The organism is Streptomyces sp. NPDC048462 (assembly GCF_043200175.1).
Taxonomy (GTDB): Bacteria; Actinomycetota; Actinomycetes; order Streptomycetales; family Streptomycetaceae; genus Streptomyces.
Map to the genome: position 1 here is coordinate 1 of NZ_JBICXG010000015.1, position 21,445 is coordinate 21,445.

The following is a 21,445-nucleotide window of genomic DNA, read 5'->3' on the forward strand; positions in this document are numbered from 1 at the left end:
ACCACCCACCCCCACATCCACACCACCGCCATCACCCTCCGCGAAGACACCCCAGGCGACAAACGACTCACCGCCTACATCACCACCACCCCCGGGGCCGGCCCAGACGCCAACGACCTGCGTGCCCACCTCCAGAGGCAGCTCCCCGACTACATGATCCCCGCCACCTACGTGACACTGGATCAGCTGCCCCTCACCCCCAACGGCAAGGTCGACACCAAGGCCCTGCCCGCACCCGACCACCACCGCCCCGAGCTCGATGCGACCTACACCGCCCCGCGCACCGGCACCGAGCACGTCGTCACCACCATCTGGTCCGAGATCCTCGGCATCCACACCGTCGGCATCCACGACAACTTCTTCGCGCTCGGCGGGCATTCGCTGCTCGCGACGCGGGTGACGTCCCGGCTGCGGCAGCAGCTCGGTATCGACGTACCGGTGCGTACCCTCTTCACCTCGCCCACCCCGGCGACCCTGGCCGCGGCCATACGTGAGCTGGCGGCGGCCGACGAGGCACCGCTCGTACCCGTCGACCGTGCCGACGGCTCTCTCCCGCTGTCCTTCGCTCAGCAACGTCTCTGGTTCCTGGACCAGTTGACGCCTGGCAGTGCCGAGTACCTGGTGCCCTTCGGCCTGCGTGTCCGGGGCGAGCTGAACGCCGACGCCCTGGGTACGGCGTTCACGGCGCTGGTGGCCCGGCACGAAATCCTGCGGACCCGGTTCGTCACCGACGACTCCGGACGGCCTTCGCAGATCGTGGACGCGCCGTGGTCGGTCACCCCGGTGGTGCACGACGTCCGGACCGTCGCCGCCCTCGATGACAGGGAGCGCACCGCACAGGAGATCATGGGAGCCGAGGCACGTCGACCGTTCGAGCTGGACGGCGGACGGCTGCTGCGTGTGGACCTGGTGCGTGTCGCGGAGGATGACCAGTACGTCTTGATCACGCTGCACCACATCGTGTCGGACGGCTGGTCCTCCGGCATCCTGGCCCGCGAACTGCGTGCCCTGTACGCGGCGGCCCTGACCGGTCGAGACGCGACGCTCCCGGGCCTTCCCGTGCAGTACGCCGACTTCGCCGTCTGGCAGCGCGACCGGCTCACCGGCGACTTCCTGGACGAGCAGCTGGCTTACTGGCGTGAGCGTCTGACGGGTGTGCCGGTGCTGGAGCTGCCCACGGACCACGCACGCCCTGCCGAGCGTGAAGGCGCCGCAGGGGGCACCGTGCACTTCACGTTGCCGGCCGAGGTGGCGGAGCGGTTGCGGGAGGCGGCGGGGCGGCAGGGGGCAAGTTTGTTCATGGCGCTGCTGTCGTTGTTCCAGGTCGTGCTGGCCCGCTACGGCCGCCAGGACGACATCGCGGTGGGTACCCCCATCGCGGGCCGCAACCGGGCCGAGACCGAAGATCTGATCGGCTTCTTCGTCAACACACTGGTGATGCGGACCGACCTGTCCGGGGACCCGACCTTCGGCGAGCTGATCGACCGCGTCAAGGACACGGCCCTGGGCGCGTACGACCACCAGGACCTGCCCTTCGAGCGGCTCGTCGACGAGCTGGCCCCGAACCGTGATCTGTCCCGCAACCCGCTGTTCCAGACCCTGTTCGTGTTCCAGAACACGCCGGACGGGGACACGTGGAGCCTGCCCGGTCTCGATGTCGAACAGGTCGGCGTAGGCGGCCAGGACGCGAAGTTCGACCTTCAGCTGACGGCGGCGGAGTCGGGCGGTGAGGTGCTGGCGGCGCTGGAGTACCGGACGGATCTGTTCGACCGGGCGCGGATCGAGCGGATGGCCGGCCACCTGGCCACCCTCGCCACCTCCGTCGCCGCCACCCCAGACGCCCGCTTGTCCGAGTTGAACATGCTGACGGCCCGGGAGCGGCAGGAGATCCTGGTCGACTGGAACGGTGCCACGGGCCCGTATCCGGACACGGCGACCATCCACTCGCTCATCGAGGACCGGACCGCCACCGACCCGCACGCCATCGCCCTCACCCACGGCACCGAACAGTGGACCTACGCCCAGCTCAACGACCGCGCCAACCAACTCGCCCACCACCTACGCACCACCGGCATCACCCCCGACACCCTGATCGCCGTCTGCCTCGACCGCTCACCGGAACTCATCGCCACCTTGCTCGGCATCCTCAAAGCCGGGGCGGCCTTCGTACCACTGGACCCCGAATACCCCACCGACCGCATCACCTACATGGTCGAAGACGCCCAAGCACCACTGATCATCACGAGCACGCAGCACAGCAACCGGCTCCCCGCCGACACCCCCCGGCTCCTGGTCGACACCGAATGGCCCGGCGGGCCCACCGCGAACCCGGCACCGCTCGCGACGCCCGACGACCTCGCCTACATCATCTACACCTCAGGATCGACCGGAAAGCCCAAGGGCGTCGCCCTCGAACACCGAGGAGTCGTCAACTACCTCCACTGGTGCGACCAGAACTACCCCGTCACCGAACCCGGCGGAATCGGCACCATCCTCTACTCCTCGATCACCTTCGACCTCACCATCACCGCACTCTTCCTCCCCCTCATCCAGGGCACCCGGCTCGCCATCCCCCAGCCGGCACCGGGACAGAGCGCCTTCGACGCCGCCATCGACCTCATCCTCACCAACACCCCGATCAGCTTCCTCAAAGCAACCCCCTCCCACCTCGAAATCCTCGCCGCCCACCTCACCACCCAAAACAACACCCACCACATCACCACCATCGTCGCCGGCGGAGAAAACCTCGCCCCCAACCTCGTCACCCAACTCCTCAACACCAGCACCACCACAACCACCATCAGCAACGAATACGGCGCCACCGAGGGATCAGTGGCGAACGTCATGAGCCTGACGACCGCACCCGACCCCAACGGTCAGACCACCACCCTCGGCCGACCCATCACCAACACCACCACCTACATCCTCGACCACCACAACCAACCCGCACCCATCGGCATCCCCGGACACGCCCTCCTCGGCGGCATCTGCCTCGCCCGCAACTACCACCACCGCACCAACCTCACCACCCAACGCTTCACCCCCAACCCCCTCCACACCCCCAACGACCCCCGCACCTACCACACCGGCGACCTCCTCACCTGGCGCCCCGACGGCACCCTCGAATTCATCGGCCGCATCGACAACCAAATCAAACTCCGCGGCTACCGCATCGAACTCGGCGAAATCGAAAACGCCCTCACCACCCACCCCCACATCCACACCACCGCCATCACCCTCCGCGAAGACACCCCAGGCGACAAACGACTCACCGCCTACATCACCACCACCCCCGGAACCACCACCCCCACCACACACCAACTACGCGCCCACCTCCAACAGCAGCTCCCCGACCACATGATCCCCGCCACCTACGTGACACTGGATCAGCTACCCCTCACCCCCAACGGCAAGATCGACGCCAAAGCCCTCCCCGCACCCGACCATCACCGCCCCACCCTCGCCAACGCCTACACCTCCCCCCGCACCGACACCGAACGCACCCTCGCCTCGGTATGGGGCGACATCCTCGGGATCGAGACCGTCGGTATCCACGACAACTTCTTCGAGCTCGGCGGCGACTCGATCATCAGTATCCAAATGATCGCCAGGGCGAAGAAGTTCGGCCTGCACCTCACCCCTCGCATGATCTTCAAGTATCAGACGATCGCCGAGATCGCGGTCCACGCCGGTGCGACGACGCTGGTCGACGCGGAACAGGGGCGCGTGGTGGGTGACGTGCCCCTGACGCCGATCCAGCACTGGTTCTTCGAGAAGGAGCTGCCGGCCTTCGACCACTTCAACCAGGCCGAGCTGCTGGCCACCGACGCCCTGGACCCCGATGCCCTCCGGCTGGCGCTGGCCGACCTGATCGAGCACCACGACGCCTTGCGTCTGCGGTGCGAGAGCGGTGAGGAGGGCTGGCGGCAGCAGCTGGACGAGTCGGTGGACACGGGCATCCTCGAAGTACACGACCTGTCCGCTGTCTCCGACAGCGACCTCAGCGCGGTGTCGCTCGGTATCGCGGAGGAGACGCAACAGAGTCTCGACCTGGCAAAGGGGCCGCTGATGCGGTGCGCGCTGCTGGAGCTCGGTGCGGCGCGGGGGCAGCGGCTGCTCCTCGCCGTGCACCACCTGGCGGTCGACGGGGTCTCCTGGCGGATTCTCCTGGAGGACCTGGGGAGTTGCTACGAACAGCGCGCCTCGGGCGGGACACCACAGCTTCCCGCGAAGACGACGTCGTTCCGGGCCTGGGCCGAGCGACTTCGCGGGTTCGCGACGTCGGACGCGGCACGCGCCGAGTTCGCGTACTGGGCGGAGGCGAAGCCCGGCGGACGGGTTCCGCGTGACCGGGACGGACGGAACGATCTGGGCTCGGCGTCCACCGTCGCCGCGTCCCTCACCGCGCAGGAGACGCGCGCCCTGCTGCGGGACGTGCCACGCGTCTTCAACACGCGGATCAACGACGCGCTCCTCACAGCTCTCGCCCACGCGCTACGGGACTGGACCGGTGACGACGAGACCCTGATCGGTCTGGAGGGACACGGCCGCGAGGACCTCTTCCCCGACGTGGACCTGTCGAGAACGGTCGGGTGGTTCACGTCCGTGTTCCCTGTCGCGCTGCGGCTGACGCCCGGCGCCGGGCCGCTGGCTTCGCTCGAATCCGTCAAGGAGCAGCTGGGCCGCGTCCCGAACAACGGCGTCGGGTACGGCATCCTGCGCTATCTCGGGGTGCCCGAGGTGGCATCCGTCCTGGGTGAACAGCCCGTCCCTGAGGTCAACTTCAACTACCTGGGACAGTTCGCCCGAGACCTTCCGGGCATCGGCCGGTACGCCGCCGCGAACGAGCCCAAGGGACATTCGATCAGCCCTGACGGCATCCGCTGGAACGTCCTCGACGTGACGGCGGCCGTCGAGGGCGACACGTTCGGGGTGTACATCGGCTATTCGGCCGCGCTGCACGACCGGCAGACCATCGAACGGCTGGCCGACGCAATGATCGACCACCTCCGCGGGCTGATCGCCGGCAGCGCCGAAGGCCCCGCCGACTCCCGGACCACACCGGGCATCCCCCTCACCGACGTCGGTGACACCGACATGGCCGCGATCCTGAAGAGGTTCTCGATATGAGCACGCACAACGTGGAAGACGTCTACGGGCTCTCGCCCCTGCAGTTCGGGATGCTCTTCCACTCCCTGGAGGACACGTCCGACACCCGGCCGTACATGGTGCAGATGACGGAGGAGGTCGAAGGCGCCTTCGACGACGAGCTGTTCGCGCAGGCCTGGCAGCAACTCGTCGACAGGCACTCGATCCTGCGCAGCGCGTTCGTGTGGGAGGGCGTGTCCGAACCCGTACAGGTTGTGCAGCGCAAGGCTCCCGTGCCGTTCGCGGTACGGGACCTGCGCGGCCTGCCCGACCAGGAAGCACAGCTGGACGCTTTCCTTGCGGAGGACTGGGAGCGCGGATTCGACCTGTCCCGGGCGCCGCTTGTGCGGGTGACTGTCCTGCGGACGGCGGAGGAACGGCGTTTCGTCGTCTGGTCGTTCCACCACATCCTGCTGGACGGCTGGAGCGTGCAGATCCTCCAGAAGGAGCTGTTCGCCCTCTACCGAAGACTGCTCGACGGTACGCCGGCCGCACTTGCGCCCACCGTGCCGTACCGCCGCTACATCGAATGGCTGAATGCCCAACGGGGCGATGCCTCGGCGGACTTCTGGACGGACTATCTGGCGGGCATCTCCGAACCGACCGACCTGCACGTGGACCGTGACACCGGTGACGCCGGTGTCGGGGAGTTCGAGGTGCACGCCTCCCCCGACCTGTTCGCGCAGGCCCGCGACTACGCCCGGTCCCAGCGGATCACGATGAACACGCTGGTGCAGGGGCTGTGGTCGATCCTGCTCTCCCGGTACAGCCGTCGCGACGAGGTGCTGTTCGGCTCGACCATCTCCGGCCGCTCGATCGCGCTGCCGGGTGTGGACTCGATGATGGGTCTGTTCATCAACACGCTGCCGGTGCGCGGCCGGCTCACAGGTGAGCTGGGGGTCGCAAACTGGCTGCGGGATCTCCAGGACGAGCAGTTGGAGATGCGGCAGTGGGAGTACTGCCATTTGGTCGACGTACAGAAGCACAGCAGCATTCCGCGAGGGGAGCCGCTGTTCCGGTCCATCCTGGTCTTCGAGAACTACCCGGTGGTCCAGAAGCCGTCGGACTTCCCAGAGGGCTTGACCCGGCGCCTGGTCAACTGCGTGGAGCGCACAGGCTATCCGCTCACGCTGGTGGCGTCGGCGGGCCGGGCCCTGGAGCTCCGGTTCGTGTACGACCGGAGCCGGTTCGACGCGGCGACCATCGAGCGGATGGCCGGTCACCTGCGGACCCTGCTGGAGTCAGTCGTCGCGGCTCCCGAAGCGCGCATCGGCGAGTTGAACATGCTGACGTCCCGGGAGCGGCAGGAGATCCTGGTCGACTGGAACGGGGCGACTGGCCCGTATCCGGACACGGCGACCATCCACTCGCTCATCGAGGACCGGACCGCCACCGACCCGCACGCCATCGCCCTCACCCACGGCACCGAACAGTGGACCTACACCCAGCTCAACGCCCGCGCCAACCAACTCGCCCACCACCTACGCACCACCGGCATCACCCCCGACACCCTGATCGCCGTCTGCCTCGACCGGTCTCCCCAGCTCATCGCGACCCTCCTCGGCATCATGAAGGCAGGGGCGGCGTTCGTCCCTCTGGATCCGGAGTACCCGACCGAGCGCATCACCTACATGGTCGAAGACGCCCAAGCACCACTCATCATCACCAGCACGAACCACACCGACCGGCTGCCTGCGGACATCCCGATCCTCCTCGCCGACACCCATTGGCCCGACGGACCGACCGAAAACCCCCCGCCGCTCGCGACGCCCGACGATCTCGCCTACATCATCTACACCTCAGGCTCCACCGGCAGGCCCAAGGGCGTCGCCCTCGAACACCGAGGAGTCGTCAACTACCTCCACTGGTGCGACCAGAACTACCCCGTCACCGAACCCGGCGGAATCGGCACCATCCTCTACTCCTCGATCACCTTCGACCTCACCATCACCGCACTCTTCCTCCCCCTCATCCAGGGCACCCGGCTCGCCATCCCCCAGACAGAGCCCGGTCAGAACGCGTTCGACGCGGCGATCGATCTGATCATTACGGACGTTCCGATCAGCTTCCTCAAGGCGACCCCTTCCCACCTGGAAATCCTCGCCGCCCACCTGACCACCCGCAACGCCACCCACCACATCACCACCATCGTCGCCGGCGGAGAAAACCTCACCCCCAACCTCGTCACCCAACTCCTCAACACCAGCACCACCACAACCACCATCAGCAACGAATACGGCGCCACCGAAGGCTCCGTCGCCAACGTCATGAGCCTGACGACCGCACCCGACCCCAACGGCCACACCACCACCCTCGGCCGACCCATCACCAACACCACCACCTACATCCTCGACCACCACAACCAACCCGCACCCATCGGCATACCCGGACACGCCCTCCTCGGCGGCATCTGCCTCGCCCGCAACTACCACCACCGCACCAACCTCACCACCCAACGCTTCACCCCCAACCCCCTCCACACCCCCAACGACCCCCGCACCTACCACACCGGCGACCTCCTCACCTGGCGCCCCGACGGCACCCTCGAATTCATCGGCCGCATCGACAACCAAATCAAACTCCGCGGCTACCGCATCGAACTCGGCGAAATCGAAAACGCCCTCATCTCTCATCCTCACGTCCACACCACCGCCATCACACTCCGCGAAGACACCCCCGGCGACAAACGACTCACCGCCTACATCACCACCACCCCCGGAACCACCACCCCCACCACACACCAACTACGCACCCACCTCCAACAACAGCTCCCCGACCACATGATCCCCGCCACCTACATCACCCTCGACGAACTCCCCCTCACCCCCAACGGCAAGGTCGACACCAAAGCCCTCCCCGCACCCGACCACCACCGCCCCACCCTCGCCAACGCCTACACCGCCCCCCGCACCGACACCGAACGCATCATCACCACCATCTGGTCCGACATCCTCGGCATCAAGACGGTCGGCGTCCACGACAACTTCTTCGATCTCGGCGGGCAGTCCATCAGCGCGGTGCGCGTGGCCTCCCGGGTCCGGGAGGCGGGTCTGCCGATCACCGTTCAGCAGATCATGCGGCATCCCACGGTGGCCGGGCTGGCCGCCGTGCTGGACGGCCCGGAAGCCGGGGCCGACGGCGGACTGGTCGTGCTGCTCTCACCCGAGGCCGACCTCGCCCTTCCCCGGCTGTTCTGCGTGCACCCGGGTGGCGGGAGCACTCATCCGTACAAGGCGCTCGCGCAGCGCCTGGCCGGAGCGTTCACCGTGTACGGCATTCAGGCACCGGGGCTGGACGCGGGCGAGTCGCCGCTTCTCGGCTTCGAGGCAATCGCGGACCGCTACTGGCGGGAGATCCGCCGGGTCCAGCCGGAGGGGCCGTGCACGATCCTGGGGTGGTCGACCGGTGCCGTCATCGCTCACGCGATGGGGGTGCGGGACCCGCAGGCGGTGGCCGCGCTGCTTCTGCTGGAGCCGGCGGTGACCGGTAACGACCAGCAGGAGCGATTCGAGCGGCATGCGGACGTGTACCGCCGGGTGAACGACTTGTGGCGGCGGGGGCAGGACGAGTCCGGTGCGCAACGCGCCCGCACTGAAGGTGAGATGAAGCGCCTGGCCCCGGAGATGAACATCGAGGAAGCCGCGGTCACCCTCGACGAGTGGCTGCCTTACGCGGTGCTGGAGGCCGAGGTGGACTCGCTCGCCGCCTACCGGCCCGTGGTGTCGGCGGCCCCTGCCACGCTGTTCGTCAGCGACACCGTGCGCGAGGGCAGCGGCGACGAGGTCCCGTACGCGCGGTACGTCGCGCGCTGGCGCGAGCTCTACCCGATGGGCCTGGACATCCGTCCGCTGCCGGGTCGCCACATGGAGATGGTCAAGGGCGCGGAGCAGCTGTCCTTGCTCGTCGCCGCGGTACGCGGGGCCGTGACGGACGGCCTCGGCCGGGAGACGGGGGTGCTCCTGCCGGCCTGATGGGTACCGCGCCGCCCCGAGCCGCCCTCCGCTCGTGCGGGGGGCGGCTTCCCTTCGTCGGGGGGCTTCTAAAAGAGCGTCTTGTCCCGACAGGGTTGTTTGGGAAGTCGACGGTTGGTCGCGGCTCGGGACTGCTCTGATGCCAGGAAGGGCGCCTCTGGCAAGATGGCGTCATGTTCGATTTCGGCATTGCGGGCTACCAGCCGGCATGGCTCAACGGCCGTGGTGATGTCGCGCAGGGGCACGGGCATCGGCTGCGTGGTCTTGCTGGCCGGACGCTCACGAGCGCTTGGGTGGTCTGGGACCTCAGGGATGACGAGTGGTTCTGCGACTGCCCGATGCTGTTCGACTTCGATGGCCAGCAGGTAGAGATCAACCATCACAAGCTGGGCGATCTCTCCCTGACGTGGAACATGATCGACCCCACCTCTCCAGTCCGGTGGCCCGGCTTCGACCTGCAGTGGCGCCCCGAACCTTTTCCTGAGCTGCAGGCTCTGCGGGGGCTGCCGCTCAAGGCGGCCGAACTGCTCGTATGGACGGGCAGGGACGCCGCTCAGGGAAACGTAGACATCAGCTTCGCCTTCGAGACGGGTCGTGTGACTGTCTTCAACGCACTCGACGAGAACGGGATCAGCTTTGACCCTCCTGGTCCGAGTCAGCGATCCCACCGGTTCCATTGACGCACTCCGAGTTCAGGTATCGCGCCAGTTCGGGGTTGATTCCCTGGTCAGGCGGCGGCTTATCAGGTCGACCATCGCTAGCTTGATCATGGCTTTGGAGCGGTGGGGGTGGGTCTCGTAGCCGCGAGCGAGGCGGCGGGTGGTGCTTGAGCCAGCCGAAGGTCCGCTCGACGACCCAGCGTCGCGGAATCACCTTGAAGCCTTTCCGGGCGGGGTCGCGGCGGGTGACTTCGACGTCGATGCCGAGGGTGGCGCCGCGCTCGATGACCTTGGTAGCGGCGGCGCCTCTCAGGAGCGGGCGGCAAAAGCGGGGCCACTCACTCCCGCAGGTCGTCAGGAACAAGATCAGCACGCATGCAGGACACCCTGCCGACCAAGATCGCCGGCGCCACACAGTCTGACGCGGGGAATCGGGCGGCTCTGGGAGAACCCGGAAGCTACGCCCGGTTAGCCGCCACGGCCTGCATATAGTCCGGGTGGTCGGCGTAAGGCAGGGCCAGGAGTTCCAGGGTGCGGTGCACCCGGGCGTCCCGGCCACACCGCTCGGCGCACCTCAGGTCGCGGCCAAGTTTCTTGCGGTAGGCGTCGTTGAGCGCCCTGATCCGATCCGCCGTGGCTGTGCCCACCCCGTCCGCTTCGGTGACGCGCGGGCAGTCCATGCAATGGTCGCCAGTGACGAGGTGACGGCTGGACAGTACTTCGTCGAGCATGAGCCGTTTCGCCACTACCTCGTAATGGGCGCGGGCTGGACGGTGCCGCATGATGTGGCGTTCGTCCGCTGCCATTTCGGGGTCGAAGGTGGCGATTCGGGTGAACACCGTGCTCAGCTCCGGATCCGCCGCCCGCGCATCCTCCCCATCGTCGTCGAGGCGGGCGCGGAGGAACTGCACCAGGGCGTCGTTCATGAGGTGCTTCCAGGCTCGTCGTGCGGGTATTCGCGGTGCTCCATGTACGGGGCGGCGAGGAGCCGCAGCTGGTACTCGGCGGTTCGGCCGGCTGCCCCTTCTGTTCCGAGGTTCGGTACGACGGTGTCGTCCAGCAGCGCGAGGTGGACTTCGGCGGTGGCGATGGTGAACCGGGCGTGGGCGGCGGCATCCTGGGGTTTCACCCCGAAGCGGTCTGGGTCCTGGACCACCACGTTGCCGGCGTAGCGGGCCTTCTCCAGCTCCTCGGCGAACCGGGCCCGGAGAAACGCGGCCAGGGCAGCGGTCATGAGGGGCTGTCCGCCTGCTCGGCGACCTTGCGGCGCAGCTCCTTCACCTCGGCCAGCGCGGCGATTGCGGCCCCGTACCAGTCAGGCGGAACGAGGATCCCCGCCGGCTTGCCGCGCCGGGTGATCTCGGCGTGTTCGCCCTTGTGCTGGCTGCCGTCCAGCAGGTCGGCGAACTCCTTACGTGCTTGCTCGACGGGGATGCTCTGAGGCTTCTTCATGCAAGGAGCGTAAGCCGCTGGAGGTCTGTACGGAATGACAGGTTCACACCTTACGAAGTTCATGTTTTGTAAGTTTCGCATCGACCTCGCAATCCTCTCGGTTTGAATCGTAAGGTTCGTAAGGAAATCGCGGGGGAGGTCCCGAGGCTCACACCACCCGAGGAGGCTCCTGTGATCGACAACCTCGGCTTCCACGCCGACCGCGACCTCGAAACCGAACTCCGCCCTCAGCCGCCAGACCAACGCCCTGGCCGGCCGATTCGCCATCGGCTAATTCCACGGCGTCGAGGCCGAGTGGAACGCCTCCACCCAGCTCACCCACTGCCGGGCCCGCGCCCAGATCGTTGCCGAGAAGCTTGTCGCGGAGAACGCCGAGCAGCGCCGCCTGGCCGCCGCCATTCGCACCCTCGGCTTCATCGCCTACGTGGTCTTCGGACCGTCCGCACTCCCCGTGCCCACGCTGTACGAGGTACGGGTCGTCAAGCGCGACGGCGGCTGCACCGTCTCCAACCTGGTTCGCCGGCAGGTGGCCGCCCAGGACGTCCTGGAGACGCAACGGGAACTTCTGACCGCAGTCGTGAAGCGTGGTGGTCACGCCGAGTTGTGGGGCCACACCATCCGCGTAAGTCCTTCGTCAAGCTGTGACGGGGCGCCGTAGTTGGGCACTGCCGAGGACCACGACAACCAATCCGGCTCGGCGGGGGTCCTCCATACCAGGCCCCGTTCGGGGCCATCGGGCGCGAGGATGAAGGAGCGTTATGGGGGTCCGCAGGGCAGCGAAGGGCGTCGGCGACTTCCTGAGCGAGACGGTGGGAGATGCCGTCGCCGAAGTGATCCTCAGCCTGCTTGCCTGCGCCCTGCTCGGCTGCCTGGCTCTGATCGCCTACCTCAGCTGGTTCTTCAGCCCACGCCTGACCATCGCGGGGGTAGGGCTGCTCAGCCTCTTCCTTGCCCACGGCGCTTGGCGGACCTTCCGCACTCCCGCGAAAAGGCGCCGTCGGGGTTTCGCCGTCCTGACTACTGGCGGCTTCACCCTGATCGCCATGACGGCCCTCTTCCTGCTGCTCTACGCCACGGGCTGCGACTGCCTGTGAGTGAGGCCAGGACACGCTGGTTGGAACCAGAGAGGCTCGGCGAGCTGATGGTTTCTGGACGGTGGTACACGCTTGTTGGCACCGAGTGATCACTCTTGAGCCCGTCAGGAGTCTCGAACGGCTCGCCGGCCAGCGGTGATGAACCCCGCGAGGACCCGGCCGACCTGATCCGCAAACCGAATGAGTGCGAGGGGCGCAGCCAGTTCTCCGTTGTATGTAACGTGCGGAAATGACAAGAAGCGAGCGACTCGCGGACCAGTTGGACTGGTACTGGAGCAAGAACCTGCGGCCACGGCTGGAGGGTCTTACCGACGAGGAGTACTTCTGGGAGCCGGTGCGCGGCTGCTGGAGCATCCGCCCACGTGGTACGTCGGCCGCACCGATGTCGGAAGGTGCGGGGGAATGGACGATGGACTTCGCGTCCCCTGCCCCGGTGCCTGCGCCGGTGACCACGATTGCCTGGCGGCTGGCGCACATCATCGTCTCCTGTCTGGGCTATCGGGTCGGATGGCACTTCGGCGGCCAGAACCTCGAGTCCCAGGCATTCGCCTACGCGGGGACCGCTGACGAGGCGCTGAAACAGCTCGATGAGATGTATGGGAGATGGAACGCGGGGGTCCGCGAGCTCTCGGACGCTGACCTGGACAATCCGCCCACGGTGGGCCCCGAGCGGTTTCCCATGGAGAACAGGGTCCTGCACGTCAACAGGGAGCTGATCCATCACGGCGCCGAGATTTCCCTGCTGCGCGACCTCTACCGCCGGCAGGACGGAGCCGTACCGCGCCGAATATGACTGATCATCTGTCAGCGTGAGAGCTCGAGGTTCGAGAGGACCGGGAGAGCGCGCAGAAGGTCGGGGGGCGCGCGAGTGGGGTCGGTGCGGAGTTTCGTGAGGATGCGCCAGGTCTTCAGGTGCGCGAAGCCGTGTCCGACGGGAGCGTGTGCGGCGGCCAGGACCCGGTTGGCCTGCTTCTCGCCGGGGGTGAGCTTGCGGGCGCGGGTGGCCTTGTAGCCGGTGACGATCACCGGGTCGTCGGTGAGGCCGAGGAAGCCGAGGTCGGCCAGGACGCCGAGGCCGGCCGCGTTCTCGTCGGTGAGGGCGAGGAAGTGCAGGCCGTGACTGCGGTGATTGCCGGAGTAGTTGGGCCGGTTCGCGGCTCCGGTGCGGCGGGCCGTGGGGACCAGGGTGCCGTCGATGAGGACGACCTCGCCACCCCGTTGCGCGATCTTCTTGCATGCGCGGTCCAGGGGGTGCGCGGGCGGCGAGCAGGGATATCAGCTCGTCGCGCCAGCGGCGCACGGTGGTGTCGCCGACGGCGTTGCCGCCGGCCATTGGCCACCGACGTTCCGCACGATCTTCATGAGCCGCTGGTAGTCCGGCGGCAGGACCTCCTCGCCCGCGCCCGCCTCCCGGTGCGGGACCAGCAGCACACCGCGCCCGCCACCCCAATGACCTGCGACTTCAAGATGGCGGGCTGCAATGAACGCGACGTCTGAAACCCGCCAGTATGCTTGCGGTCGATCAGGCGAGAATCCGCCAATGATCGCTGAAACGCAGGGAATCCGTATCCGGCACCGCGGGCATGAACCGCAGGTCCATCCCACCGCCTACATCGCCCCGACGGCCACGCTGGTTGGTGATGTCCGCGTGGGGTCGAGGGCGCGGGTCATGTACGGTGCGGTGCTCGATGCCGAGGGGTCCCGGATCGAGGTCGGGGAGGCTGCGGTGATCTGCGAGAACGCGGTGTTGCGCGGGTCTGCGGTCGCCGGCGCTCAGCCGGTGCTTGTCGACGACCACGTCTTCGTGGGGCCGCATGCCACGCTGTTGGGCTGCGAGGTCGGCAGGTGCGCCTATGTGGCGACCGCGGCAACGGTCCTGCAGGGCGCACGGTTGGGGTCCGGCTCGGTTGTCGCTGTCGGCGCGCTCGTTCATGCGCGCACCGTTCTGCCGGACGAGTTCTTCGTGCCACCGCACAACGTGGCACTTGACGCACCCGTGCGCCTGCTGGCCGCCGGCGATCCGGGCTTGGCCGAGGCCGTCCGCCGGGTGGGCTTCGCGCAGGTGGCGTTCGGTGTTGACGCGGAGTGGACCGACCGGATCAGCCGGTACGAGCACATCGCGGAGGTGCGCGTCGCCGAGTTCGGCACGCACGCGGCCGATGAGGTTCTGAATCTCGGCTAGGCGCCGCATCAGCGACCCCTGTGCTGTGGTGACGTGCCGTCGGGAGTCCACTCCGGCGGCGCACGTTCGGCAAGTTTTTTTCGACGTCCGAAGACCTGGAAGGCCTCCCGCGACCCCGACCACGCGGCCGAGAAGGCGCGGGTCGAGCACCTCCACGCGATCGCCGATGGCGAGGTCATACCCGAGGACGACGAGCACGAAGTCAGCGACTTCATGGGCGAGTTCGCCCCCACCTGATGCCCCGCCCCGCCCCGGGAAGCAGTGGGCCGAACACGGGCGAAACCGCCACATCGATGACCAGCGCCTACGCGCCGTCGTCGACAAGGCAGACATTGCCGACGGTCCCACTGCAGGACCGCGAAGAACATAACGGGGCGCGGAGACGTGGGGAGGGGCGGTATCGGCGTCCGCCCACGCCGAACGCCCCGGCCCCGGGCTCCCTCCGCGTCATGCGGGAGGAGGCCGGGGCCGGGGCGAGTCGTTGACCGTGGCGGACCGGTCAGCTCACCACCGTGTCAGCTCCGGGATGAAGTTGGGCACCTCGGTGGCGCGGCCGCTCTCCAGGGCCGTCCGGTAGATGTGGCAGCCGACCGCCAGGTCCAGGACGCCGAGACCGAACGGGGAGAAGACGATGGGGCGGTCGCGGTCGAGGATGACCTTGCCTCGCAGGACGTCGGCGAGGGTGCCGTCGATGAAGTCGCGGGTGCCGTACTCCGTCTCGGTGAGGTGGGGCGAGGTCTGAGCGGTGAGGCAGTGGTCGATGTCGTCGAGAACGTTGTGGCACTTGATCATGACCGTGGGGTGGATGTCGCGCAGGGACAGGTTGAGGATGAGCTGGTCCGGCAGCAGGGGCTGGCCGTCCGACAGCCACGGCGCCGGGGCTGTGGTCGCGAGGACCACCAGGTCGGCGGTGGCCAGGGCCGCGTCGATCTCGGAGACCGCTCTGGCCCGCCACCCGTGGGCTTCGGCCGCGTAGGCGGCGAACTTCTCGGCGTACGACTCCACGTGGTCGTGGACGAGGCATTCGCGGACGTTGAGTCCGCGGGCCGCCAGGAAGTCGGAGACCGTACGGCCGATGACGCCGGCGCCGACGAAGAGCACGGTGCGGGGCGCGTCGTCGGGGGCCAGGGTCTCCACGGCGAGTGCGGCGGAGGCCGCGGTACGGGCGGCGCTGATGCGGGACGCCTCCAGGCAGGCGAACGGGTAGCCGGTCTCGGCGTCGTTGAGGAGCAGGACCGCCGAGGCGCGGGGCAGGTTGTGCCGCACGTTCTCCGGGTAGCTGGCGATCCACTTCAGACCGGAGACCGGTGCCTCGCCGCCCAGGTGGGCGGGGAGGGCGATGATGCGGGCGCCGGGGTTCTCGGGGAAGCGCAGGAAGTAGCTGTCGGGGTTCACGGTGTCGCCGCGGCTGTGCTGGAGGTAGGTGTCCCGCACGATCTCCAGGATCTCGGACGGTGCGGAAGTGATGACGTCTCGGGCGACGGCACCGTCAATCACATGAAATGCGGGCATGGGCGTTCCCTTTCGCGGGCGGGCGCGGGGCCCCGCGGGGCGGTGGCTGCGGTTGTTGCTGCGGCTGTCACTACGGATGCGGTTGTGGCTGCGGTTGCGGTTGTGCTCACGCGAGGGCGCCGAGGTGTTCCTTCACCCAGGCGTCGTTGTAGACCGTGCCGAGATAGCGCTCGCCCAGGTCGGGTGAGATCGCGGCGATACGGGAGCCGGCGGGAAACCCGTCGGCGTACCGGCGGATCGCGGCCAGGACGGAGCCGGTGGAGCCGCCGACCAGGAGGCCGTGGGTGCGGGCCAGCAGTCGGCACTCGTGGACCGCGTCCTCCTCGGCGACGAACACGACGTCGTCGGCGAGACCCGGCTCGAAGAGCTCGGGGATGCGACTGGCGCCGATTCCGGGGATGAGGCGCGGTCCGGGCGGTGCGCCGAAGATGACCGAGCCGACGGCGTCCACGGCAACGATCCGGGTCTCCGGGGAGAACTCGCGCAGATACCGGGAGCAGCCGACGAACGTGCCGGTGGAGCCCGCGCCGACGAACAGGTAGTCGATGTGCTGGAGCTCCTTGAGCAAGGTGCTCGCGGTCTGCGCGTAGTGCGCGTGCGGGTTGGCGGGGTTGGCGTACTGGTTGAGCCACACCATGGCGGGGTCGGCCTCGACACGGCGCCGGATGTGGGCGATGCGGGACTGGAGGAAGCCGCCGTTGGCGTCCACAGTGTCCACGACGACGACCTCGGCGCCGAGGGCGCGCATGTGGTCCATGCTGGTCGCGTTGGTGTTGGGGTCGACCACGCAGGTGAAGGCGTATCCCTTGGTGGCGCAGATGGAGCTGAGGGCGATGCCGAGGTTTCCGGAGGACGATTCGATGACGCGGGCGCCGGGGGTGAGTACGCCGCGGTGCTCGGCGTCCTCGACCAGGCTCAGTGCCGTCTTGAGCTTGACGGAGCCGGCCGGGTTGAGCCCCTCGATCTTGAGGAAGACCTCGCAACCCGGTGCCATCCGTGGCAGGCGGACGAAGATGTCGTCGGTGACCATCTCGTAGGTGTGCTCGTAGATCATGACTCGGGCCTCCACAGGTCCTCGGGGCCGGTTTCGTCCGCCGCGTACCTGCCGAGGGAGCTGACGGCCATGCGCATCTCCAGGGCCATGGCTTCCAGGAGGCGTTCGAGCCCGTGTACGGGGTCCTCGTCGGCGGCCACCAGCGCGGCGCGGCCGAGACCGACCGCGCGGGCGCCGAGGGCGAGCAGTTTCACGGCGCGGATTCCGTCCCAGACGCGGCCGCTGGCGAGCAGGGTGCGGCCGGCGGGTTCGACGCGGCGCAGGCATTCGGCCAGCGGCAGTCCCACATGCCCCAGGAAGCCGGTGGGGGCCCACCCGGTGCCGCCCTCGGCCCCGTCGACGGTGACGGCGTGGGCACCCGCGTCCCAGGCGATGCGCGCGGCGCGGCCGACGTCCCGGCCGGGGAAGAGCTTCACCCAGCAGCGGGCGCGCGGGTAGTTGTTGCGCATGAGCTGGATCTGCCGGCGGAAGATCTCGTCGGTGAAGGTGCCGGGGCTTGAGCAGCGCAGGACCGGTCCGCCGTCGGTGAGGCGTTCGATTGCGTACTGTCCTTCGAGGTCGGCGGCGACCGCCTCGCTGACCATGGTGAGGCCGCCGAGCCCTGGCTTGGCGCCCTGACCGACCTTCATCTCGAAGCCGAGGCGGCCCGAGGCGAGGAGTCCGGAGACGGCGGAGTCGCTGTAGACGTGGTTCCAGACCTCGGAGTCGGCGTCCTCGGTGCTCTGCTGGACACAGAGGCCGCCGACTCCGTCGGGCAGTTCCTCGCAGTAGGCCAGGATGCGTTCCAGCAGGCCCTTGCGGTGGTCGTCGCCGCTGCTGCGGAAGCCGTTCATCGGGGCGACGTTCTCGCCGATGACCATGGGGATGCCGAGGCGCCCGGCCTGGCGGCTGAGGGCGAGGCTGGTGCCGGCGACACGGGTGGAGCCGAGGGCGGAGACGTACACCGGCAGCGGGGCGTCGAAGCCGCCGAGGCCGGTGGCGAGGTTCACGTCGGAGTAGAGGGGCTCGCGCCCGAGGTCGATGAGCTTGGCGAGGCGGCCGGGCATGAAGACGGGCGGCGCGAGGCGCAGGGCGTCGATCTCGTCGCCCTGCTCGCGCGTCCCGCCGAAGACGGCGGTGCCGTAGCTGTCGAGGGGCGGGAACACGGCGGCGGCCCCGTCGCGGGCACGGGCGCGGATGGTGTCTTCGGGCAGGCCGGGTGCGGTCAGGTACGTCACGGGGACACCACCCCCGCGAGCTTCGGGAAGGCGGTGGCCTGCCAGACGGAGTCGAGGCCGGCGACCCAGCGGGTGAGCCGTTCCAGGCCGATGCCGAAGCCCGCGCTCCGGGGGATGCCGTGCCGGGCGACATCGAGGTACCAGGCGTACTTGGCGGGGTTCTCGCCGGTCTCGCGCATCCGGGTGACGAGGGCGGCGTACTCGCTCTCGCGCTCGCTGCCGCTGCACAGTTCACCGCAGGACTCGGGGGCGATCAGGTCGAAGTTGAGGAGGGTGCCGGGCTCGGCCGGGCTCTCCTTGTCGTAGAAGCCGCGCGAGCCCTTGGGGTATCCGACGACGAAGAACGGGGCATCGGCCTGGCGGGAGATGCGCTCCTCCGCCTCCCACTCGATCTCCGTTCCCTCGGCCTGCGGGTAGCCGTCGCGGCGCAGCCGTTCGACGACCTCGCCGTGCGGCACGCGGGCGAACGGGCGGGCGACGAACCGGCGCAGGGTGTCGGGATCGCGTCCCAGTACGGCGAGTTCGGCGCCGCACTCGTCGGCGACGGTGGTGACCGCGTGGCGGACGAGACCCTCGGCGGTGTCCATGGCGTCGTCGCGGGTGGCGCCCGCGTACTCGACGTCGATCTGCCGGAACTCGGCGAGGTGACGGTTGGTCGTGCTGGTCTCCACGGGTTCCAGGCGGACGTTGGGCGCGATGAGGAAGATGCGGTCGTACGCCAGCAGGGACGCCTGCTTGTAGAGGATGGCACTGGTCATCAGCTTGTAGCGGTGACCGTAGAAGTCGACGTCGACCTGCTTGGCGCCACGTGAGCCGGGGTCGGTGACGGGTCCGATGATCGGGTGGGCCATTTCCACCGCGTCGCCGGCGCGCAGGTAGGCGCGGGCGCCCGCGACCAGGGCCTGCTGGACGCGCAGGGCCGCCCTGGTGCGCGGGTCACGCAGGTGTTCCAGCGGCGAGGGCAGGGCGGGGGCGGCGGGGAACGTGAGGGAGTGATCGATCTGGAGTGTCATGTCGGTCCTTGTCCGGTCGACGTACGGTTCACCGGCCCGGGAGGGGCACCGGAGGGGGAAGGGTGACGCGCGGTCAGTTCGCTCGGGCGAGCGGGCCGGCGGGCGCGTCGTAGCGGGTCTTGACGTGCTGGAGCGCGTACATCAGTCCCGACGAGGTCAGGCGGCGGGAGCTGTGCACGGCTGTGGTGGGGCCGAGCGGCAGGGAGCCGGTGCGGGACCACTCCAGCCGGCCCTGTTCGGAGATGACGCTGCGGGTGCGGCCCGCGTTGTCGGGGTGCAGGCAGAAGGGGACGTCGAGGTAGCCACGGGCGAAGGCCCGGATCAGGGCCTGGCCGATGTCGTCGTGCAGGCCGAGGACGGCCTCCACCAGGGCGCGGGCCTCCTCCTCGATGCCGGTGGACGGCGGTGGCCCGGAGCGCCGCACGGACCGCGCGGCGTCGGTGGCCGTCTCCAGTGCCGTGACGTTCTCGGCGACCGACGGAATGCGGGCGGCCTCGGCGGCCGTCTTGACGATGAGGCGTGCGGCTCCGGTCCTTGCCGCCAGGCGGGCGGCGTCCGCGACGAGGGCGAGCGCGCCGGACCTGGTCTCCGGGTAGACGCCCATGTAGGCGTAGACGACCACGTGCCACGAGGTGTCCGGGAGGTGGTCGGCGGCCAGGGCGCGCAGCGCGTGGACGGCTTCCTCGTCCTGCTCGGCGCTGGTCTGCTGGGCGTAGCTCAGGGAGACGCTGCGCAGGCCGTGCTGCCGGAAGAACATGCCTTCCAGCACGGAGAGGGCGATGAGCAGCGAGGGCGGGCAGAGCTGGCCCAGCATGCAGCCGCCGAAGCTCTCCAGGTGCGGTTCGATGCCGGAGGTCCGGAGTGCGGCGAGCGTGCGGCAGGCCTCGCGCCATGCCCGCACGGAGGTGGCCAGCGGGGTGCGCCCGTAGGGCAGGCAGTAGGAGACGGGGCCGCCCTCGGTGGCGTCGAGTCCGGCGTCGATCAGTGCCTCGACGATGCGGCCGGGCTGCGCGGAGCCGTGCCGTACCTGGACGGGGAAGTCCTCGCCCCGGACGCCGTCGAGCAGCCCGGTGGTGGTGGTGAGGGGCATGCTCACGAGCGGGTATCCGTTGAGCGGGTGTCCCCGGGCGGCGGCGCGGGCGGCGGCGGCGTAGTCGCCTACGCGGGTGAAGCTGTCGAGGGTGAGGGTGCCGACGGTGGTGGCGGCGGCGCCACGGGTGGCGAGGAGTCCGGCGCGCATCCTGGCGGGGTCGGCGAACCCCATGCGGGGCTGGACGACGAGTGTGCCGGAGCGGGCGGCGTCGGCCATGAAGCGGTGGAAGACCCCGCCCTGGACGGGGCCGGGGCGCGGTGTCGCGCTGCCGGTGGCGGAGTCAGCGGACGGCATCGGCGTAGGCCCTTCCGTGCCCGCGCTGCGAGAGGGAGTCGAGCAGGGCGAGCAGGCGGGGTACGGCGTTCGGCCCGGTCAGGACGGCGTCGAAGCCGGCCTCGGTGAGCGCGGGATGGGCGTCGGGGGCGACGGAACCCTCGGTGTCGAGCTTGCCGCCGATGACGAGCGGTACCCGGGCCAGGGCGGGCACGGCACGCAGTGCGCGGGCCAAGGCCGGGGCCTCCTCGGCGCCGTGGCCGTTGACGGTGCTCACGACGACGAGGCCGGGGGGCTGTGCGGCGGACTCGGTGACCAGGGTGTCGACCGGGACGCAGGCTCCGAGGTTGGTGACCTCCCATCCCTGTTCCTCCAGCAGGAGGTGGAGGAACAGCAGGTTCCAGGTGTGCGCGTCCGAGGGGATGGTGCTAAGGACCGCGCGGGGCGGGCTCTCCGGGGGCTGATGACGCTGGTACAAGACCGGCTTTCCTCTCGACGCCGTAGGGGCCGCGATCGCTGCGATCGGGCCGGTCATCCGGGGCGTGCCCGGTCCTGGTCGGGTTCCCGAAGTCCCTTGCTTGTTACGGGTGTTAGGCGGCACTTCGGGGAGTCGGCTCCGGACGTCCGGGCTGTCGGCGGGTGACGTCGTCCATCGTGGTCAGCGGTGATCCCTGGCGGCACTGGGCACTTGTGGCCAGCCGCCGGGGCGTCACTTGTGCCCACTGGGGGCGCCCGCGCACGCGTCCTAACGTGCTGAGCGCGGACGTCCTCGGCACC

The 21,445-nt window shown here is 68.9% G+C and carries 18 protein-coding genes and 1 pseudogene; 8 read left to right on the forward strand and 11 right to left on the reverse strand.

Features of this window, described 5'->3' with window-relative positions; genetic code table 11:
• The 3 genes from ACGFU6_RS23905 to ACGFU6_RS23915 all read left to right on the forward strand — a co-directional run.
• Positions 1 to 5,130 (forward strand): amino acid adenylation domain-containing protein (locus ACGFU6_RS23905; protein WP_393613672.1); only part of this gene is annotated, 5,130 nt, incomplete at its 5' end.
• A complete protein-coding gene (locus ACGFU6_RS23910; protein ID WP_393613674.1) occupies positions 5,127 to 9,119 on the forward strand; it encodes an amino acid adenylation domain-containing protein in 3,993 nt (1,330 codons plus the stop codon). The genes ACGFU6_RS23905 and ACGFU6_RS23910, both read left to right, overlap by 4 nt.
• A gap of 173 nt (positions 9,120 to 9,292) precedes the next feature.
• Positions 9,293 to 9,799, forward strand: coding sequence for a hypothetical protein (locus ACGFU6_RS23915; RefSeq protein ID WP_393613676.1), 507 nt, complete (start codon positions 9,293 to 9,295; stop codon positions 9,797 to 9,799).
• A 12-nt stretch (positions 9,800 to 9,811) separates the two neighbouring features.
• On the opposite strand, the pseudogene ACGFU6_RS23920 reads toward ACGFU6_RS23915, so the two are convergent.
• From ACGFU6_RS23920 to ACGFU6_RS23935, 4 genes and pseudogenes are all read right to left on the reverse strand, one after another.
• Positions 9,812 to 10,067, reverse strand: a pseudogene (locus ACGFU6_RS23920) (transposase); the annotation flags it as partial.
• A 169-nt stretch (positions 10,068 to 10,236) separates the two neighbouring features.
• A complete protein-coding gene (locus ACGFU6_RS23925) occupies positions 10,237 to 10,704 on the reverse strand; it encodes a DUF6221 family protein (RefSeq protein ID WP_393613678.1) in 468 nt (155 codons plus the stop codon).
• Positions 10,701 to 11,012, reverse strand: coding sequence for a hypothetical protein (locus ACGFU6_RS23930; protein ID WP_393613680.1), 312 nt, complete (start codon positions 11,010 to 11,012; stop codon positions 10,701 to 10,703). Before ACGFU6_RS23930 ends, ACGFU6_RS23925 begins: the two co-directional genes overlap by 4 nt.
• Positions 11,009 to 11,230 carry a type II toxin-antitoxin system Phd/YefM family antitoxin gene (locus ACGFU6_RS23935; protein WP_393613682.1) on the reverse strand — a complete coding sequence of 74 codons (222 nt, stop codon included), beginning with the start codon at positions 11,228 to 11,230 and terminating at the stop codon, positions 11,009 to 11,011. Before ACGFU6_RS23935 ends, ACGFU6_RS23930 begins: the two co-directional genes overlap by 4 nt.
• A 424-nt stretch (positions 11,231 to 11,654) precedes the next feature.
• Here ACGFU6_RS23935 and ACGFU6_RS23940 point away from each other — a divergent pair, with 424 nt between their 5' ends.
• From ACGFU6_RS23940 to ACGFU6_RS23950, 3 genes are all read left to right on the forward strand, one after another.
• Entirely contained in the window at positions 11,655 to 11,888 is a 234-nt protein-coding gene (locus ACGFU6_RS23940) for a hypothetical protein (protein WP_393613684.1), read from the forward strand.
• 100 nt (positions 11,889 to 11,988) lie between these two features.
• Positions 11,989 to 12,324 (forward strand): lysine transporter LysE, encoded by a 336-nt coding sequence (locus tag ACGFU6_RS23945; protein ID WP_393613686.1) that lies wholly within the window; start codon positions 11,989 to 11,991, stop codon positions 12,322 to 12,324.
• Positions 12,325 to 12,553: 229 nt separating this feature from the next.
• The gene (locus tag ACGFU6_RS23950; protein ID WP_393613688.1) at positions 12,554 to 13,117 is read left to right on the forward strand and encodes a DinB family protein; all 564 of its coding nucleotides are present in this window, start codon (positions 12,554 to 12,556) and stop codon (positions 13,115 to 13,117) included.
• An 11-nt stretch (positions 13,118 to 13,128) separates the two neighbouring features.
• On the opposite strand, the gene ACGFU6_RS23955 is transcribed toward ACGFU6_RS23950, so the two are convergent.
• Positions 13,129 to 13,350: a transposase family protein gene (locus tag ACGFU6_RS23955; protein WP_393613689.1), complete on the reverse strand. Its 222-nt coding sequence runs from the start codon at positions 13,348 to 13,350 to the stop codon at positions 13,129 to 13,131.
• A 514-nt stretch (positions 13,351 to 13,864) separates the two neighbouring features.
• Here ACGFU6_RS23955 and ACGFU6_RS23960 point away from each other — a divergent pair.
• Both ACGFU6_RS23960 and ACGFU6_RS23965 read left to right on the forward strand, forming a co-directional pair.
• Positions 13,865 to 14,506, forward strand: a complete 642-nt coding sequence (locus ACGFU6_RS23960; protein WP_393613691.1) for a gamma carbonic anhydrase family protein — start codon at positions 13,865 to 13,867, stop codon at positions 14,504 to 14,506.
• A 33-nt stretch (positions 14,507 to 14,539) separates the two neighbouring features.
• Entirely contained in the window at positions 14,540 to 14,743 is a 204-nt protein-coding gene (locus ACGFU6_RS23965; RefSeq protein ID WP_393613693.1) for a hypothetical protein, read from the forward strand.
• A gap of 267 nt (positions 14,744 to 15,010) precedes the next feature.
• On the opposite strand, the gene sbnB is transcribed toward ACGFU6_RS23965, so the two are convergent.
• The 6 genes from sbnB to ACGFU6_RS23995 form a co-directional block, all read right to left on the reverse strand.
• A complete protein-coding gene (gene sbnB / locus ACGFU6_RS23970) occupies positions 15,011 to 16,018 on the reverse strand; it encodes a 2,3-diaminopropionate biosynthesis protein SbnB (RefSeq protein ID WP_393613695.1) in 1,008 nt (335 codons plus the stop codon).
• A 106-nt stretch (positions 16,019 to 16,124) separates the two neighbouring features.
• Positions 16,125 to 17,072 carry a 2,3-diaminopropionate biosynthesis protein SbnA gene (sbnA, locus tag ACGFU6_RS23975; protein WP_393613697.1) on the reverse strand — a complete coding sequence of 316 codons (948 nt, stop codon included), beginning with the start codon at positions 17,070 to 17,072 and terminating at the stop codon, positions 16,125 to 16,127.
• Positions 17,069 to 18,289 (reverse strand): glutamate synthase-related protein, encoded by a 1,221-nt coding sequence (locus tag ACGFU6_RS23980; protein WP_393613699.1) that lies wholly within the window; start codon positions 18,287 to 18,289, stop codon positions 17,069 to 17,071. Before ACGFU6_RS23980 ends, sbnA begins: the two co-directional genes overlap by 4 nt.
• Positions 18,286 to 19,302, reverse strand: a complete 1,017-nt coding sequence (locus ACGFU6_RS23985) for an asparagine synthetase A (RefSeq protein WP_393613700.1) — start codon at positions 19,300 to 19,302, stop codon at positions 18,286 to 18,288. Before ACGFU6_RS23985 ends, ACGFU6_RS23980 begins: the two co-directional genes overlap by 4 nt.
• Positions 19,303 to 19,375: 73 nt before the next feature.
• On the reverse strand, positions 19,376 to 20,689 hold the full coding sequence (locus ACGFU6_RS23990) for a methylaspartate mutase (RefSeq protein WP_393613702.1): 1,314 nt from the start codon (positions 20,687 to 20,689) through the stop codon (positions 19,376 to 19,378).
• Positions 20,676 to 21,146, reverse strand: a complete 471-nt coding sequence (locus ACGFU6_RS23995; protein WP_393613704.1) for a cobalamin B12-binding domain-containing protein — start codon at positions 21,144 to 21,146, stop codon at positions 20,676 to 20,678. The genes ACGFU6_RS23990 and ACGFU6_RS23995 overlap by 14 nt, the downstream gene beginning before the upstream one ends.
• Positions 21,147 to 21,445 lie beyond the last annotated feature (299 nt).

Excerpts from the sequence above, each read along its gene's own strand:
- ACGFU6_RS23910 (WP_393613674.1), top strand. The coding sequence starts at position 5,127 with ATGAGCACGCACAACGTGGAAGACGTCTACGGGCTCTCGCCCCTGCAG.
- ACGFU6_RS23915 (WP_393613676.1), top strand. The coding sequence starts at position 9,293 with ATGTTCGATTTCGGCATTGCGGGCTACCAGCCGGCATGGCTCAACGGC.
- ACGFU6_RS23925 (WP_393613678.1), bottom strand. The coding sequence starts at position 10,704 with ATGAACGACGCCCTGGTGCAGTTCCTCCGCGCCCGCCTCGACGACGAT.
- ACGFU6_RS23930 (WP_393613680.1), bottom strand. The coding sequence starts at position 11,012 with ATGACCGCTGCCCTGGCCGCGTTTCTCCGGGCCCGGTTCGCCGAGGAG.
- ACGFU6_RS23935 (WP_393613682.1), bottom strand. The coding sequence starts at position 11,230 with ATGAAGAAGCCTCAGAGCATCCCCGTCGAGCAAGCACGTAAGGAGTTC.
- ACGFU6_RS23945 (WP_393613686.1), top strand. The coding sequence starts at position 11,989 with ATGGGGGTCCGCAGGGCAGCGAAGGGCGTCGGCGACTTCCTGAGCGAG.
- ACGFU6_RS23950 (WP_393613688.1), top strand. The coding sequence starts at position 12,554 with ATGACAAGAAGCGAGCGACTCGCGGACCAGTTGGACTGGTACTGGAGC.
- ACGFU6_RS23960 (WP_393613691.1), top strand. The coding sequence starts at position 13,865 with ATGATCGCTGAAACGCAGGGAATCCGTATCCGGCACCGCGGGCATGAA.
- sbnB (WP_393613695.1), bottom strand. The coding sequence starts at position 16,018 with ATGCCCGCATTTCATGTGATTGACGGTGCCGTCGCCCGAGACGTCATC.
- sbnA (WP_393613697.1), bottom strand. The coding sequence starts at position 17,072 with ATGATCTACGAGCACACCTACGAGATGGTCACCGACGACATCTTCGTC.
- ACGFU6_RS23985 (WP_393613700.1), bottom strand. The coding sequence starts at position 19,302 with ATGACACTCCAGATCGATCACTCCCTCACGTTCCCCGCCGCCCCCGCC.
- ACGFU6_RS23990 (WP_393613702.1), bottom strand. The coding sequence starts at position 20,689 with ATGCCGTCCGCTGACTCCGCCACCGGCAGCGCGACACCGCGCCCCGGC.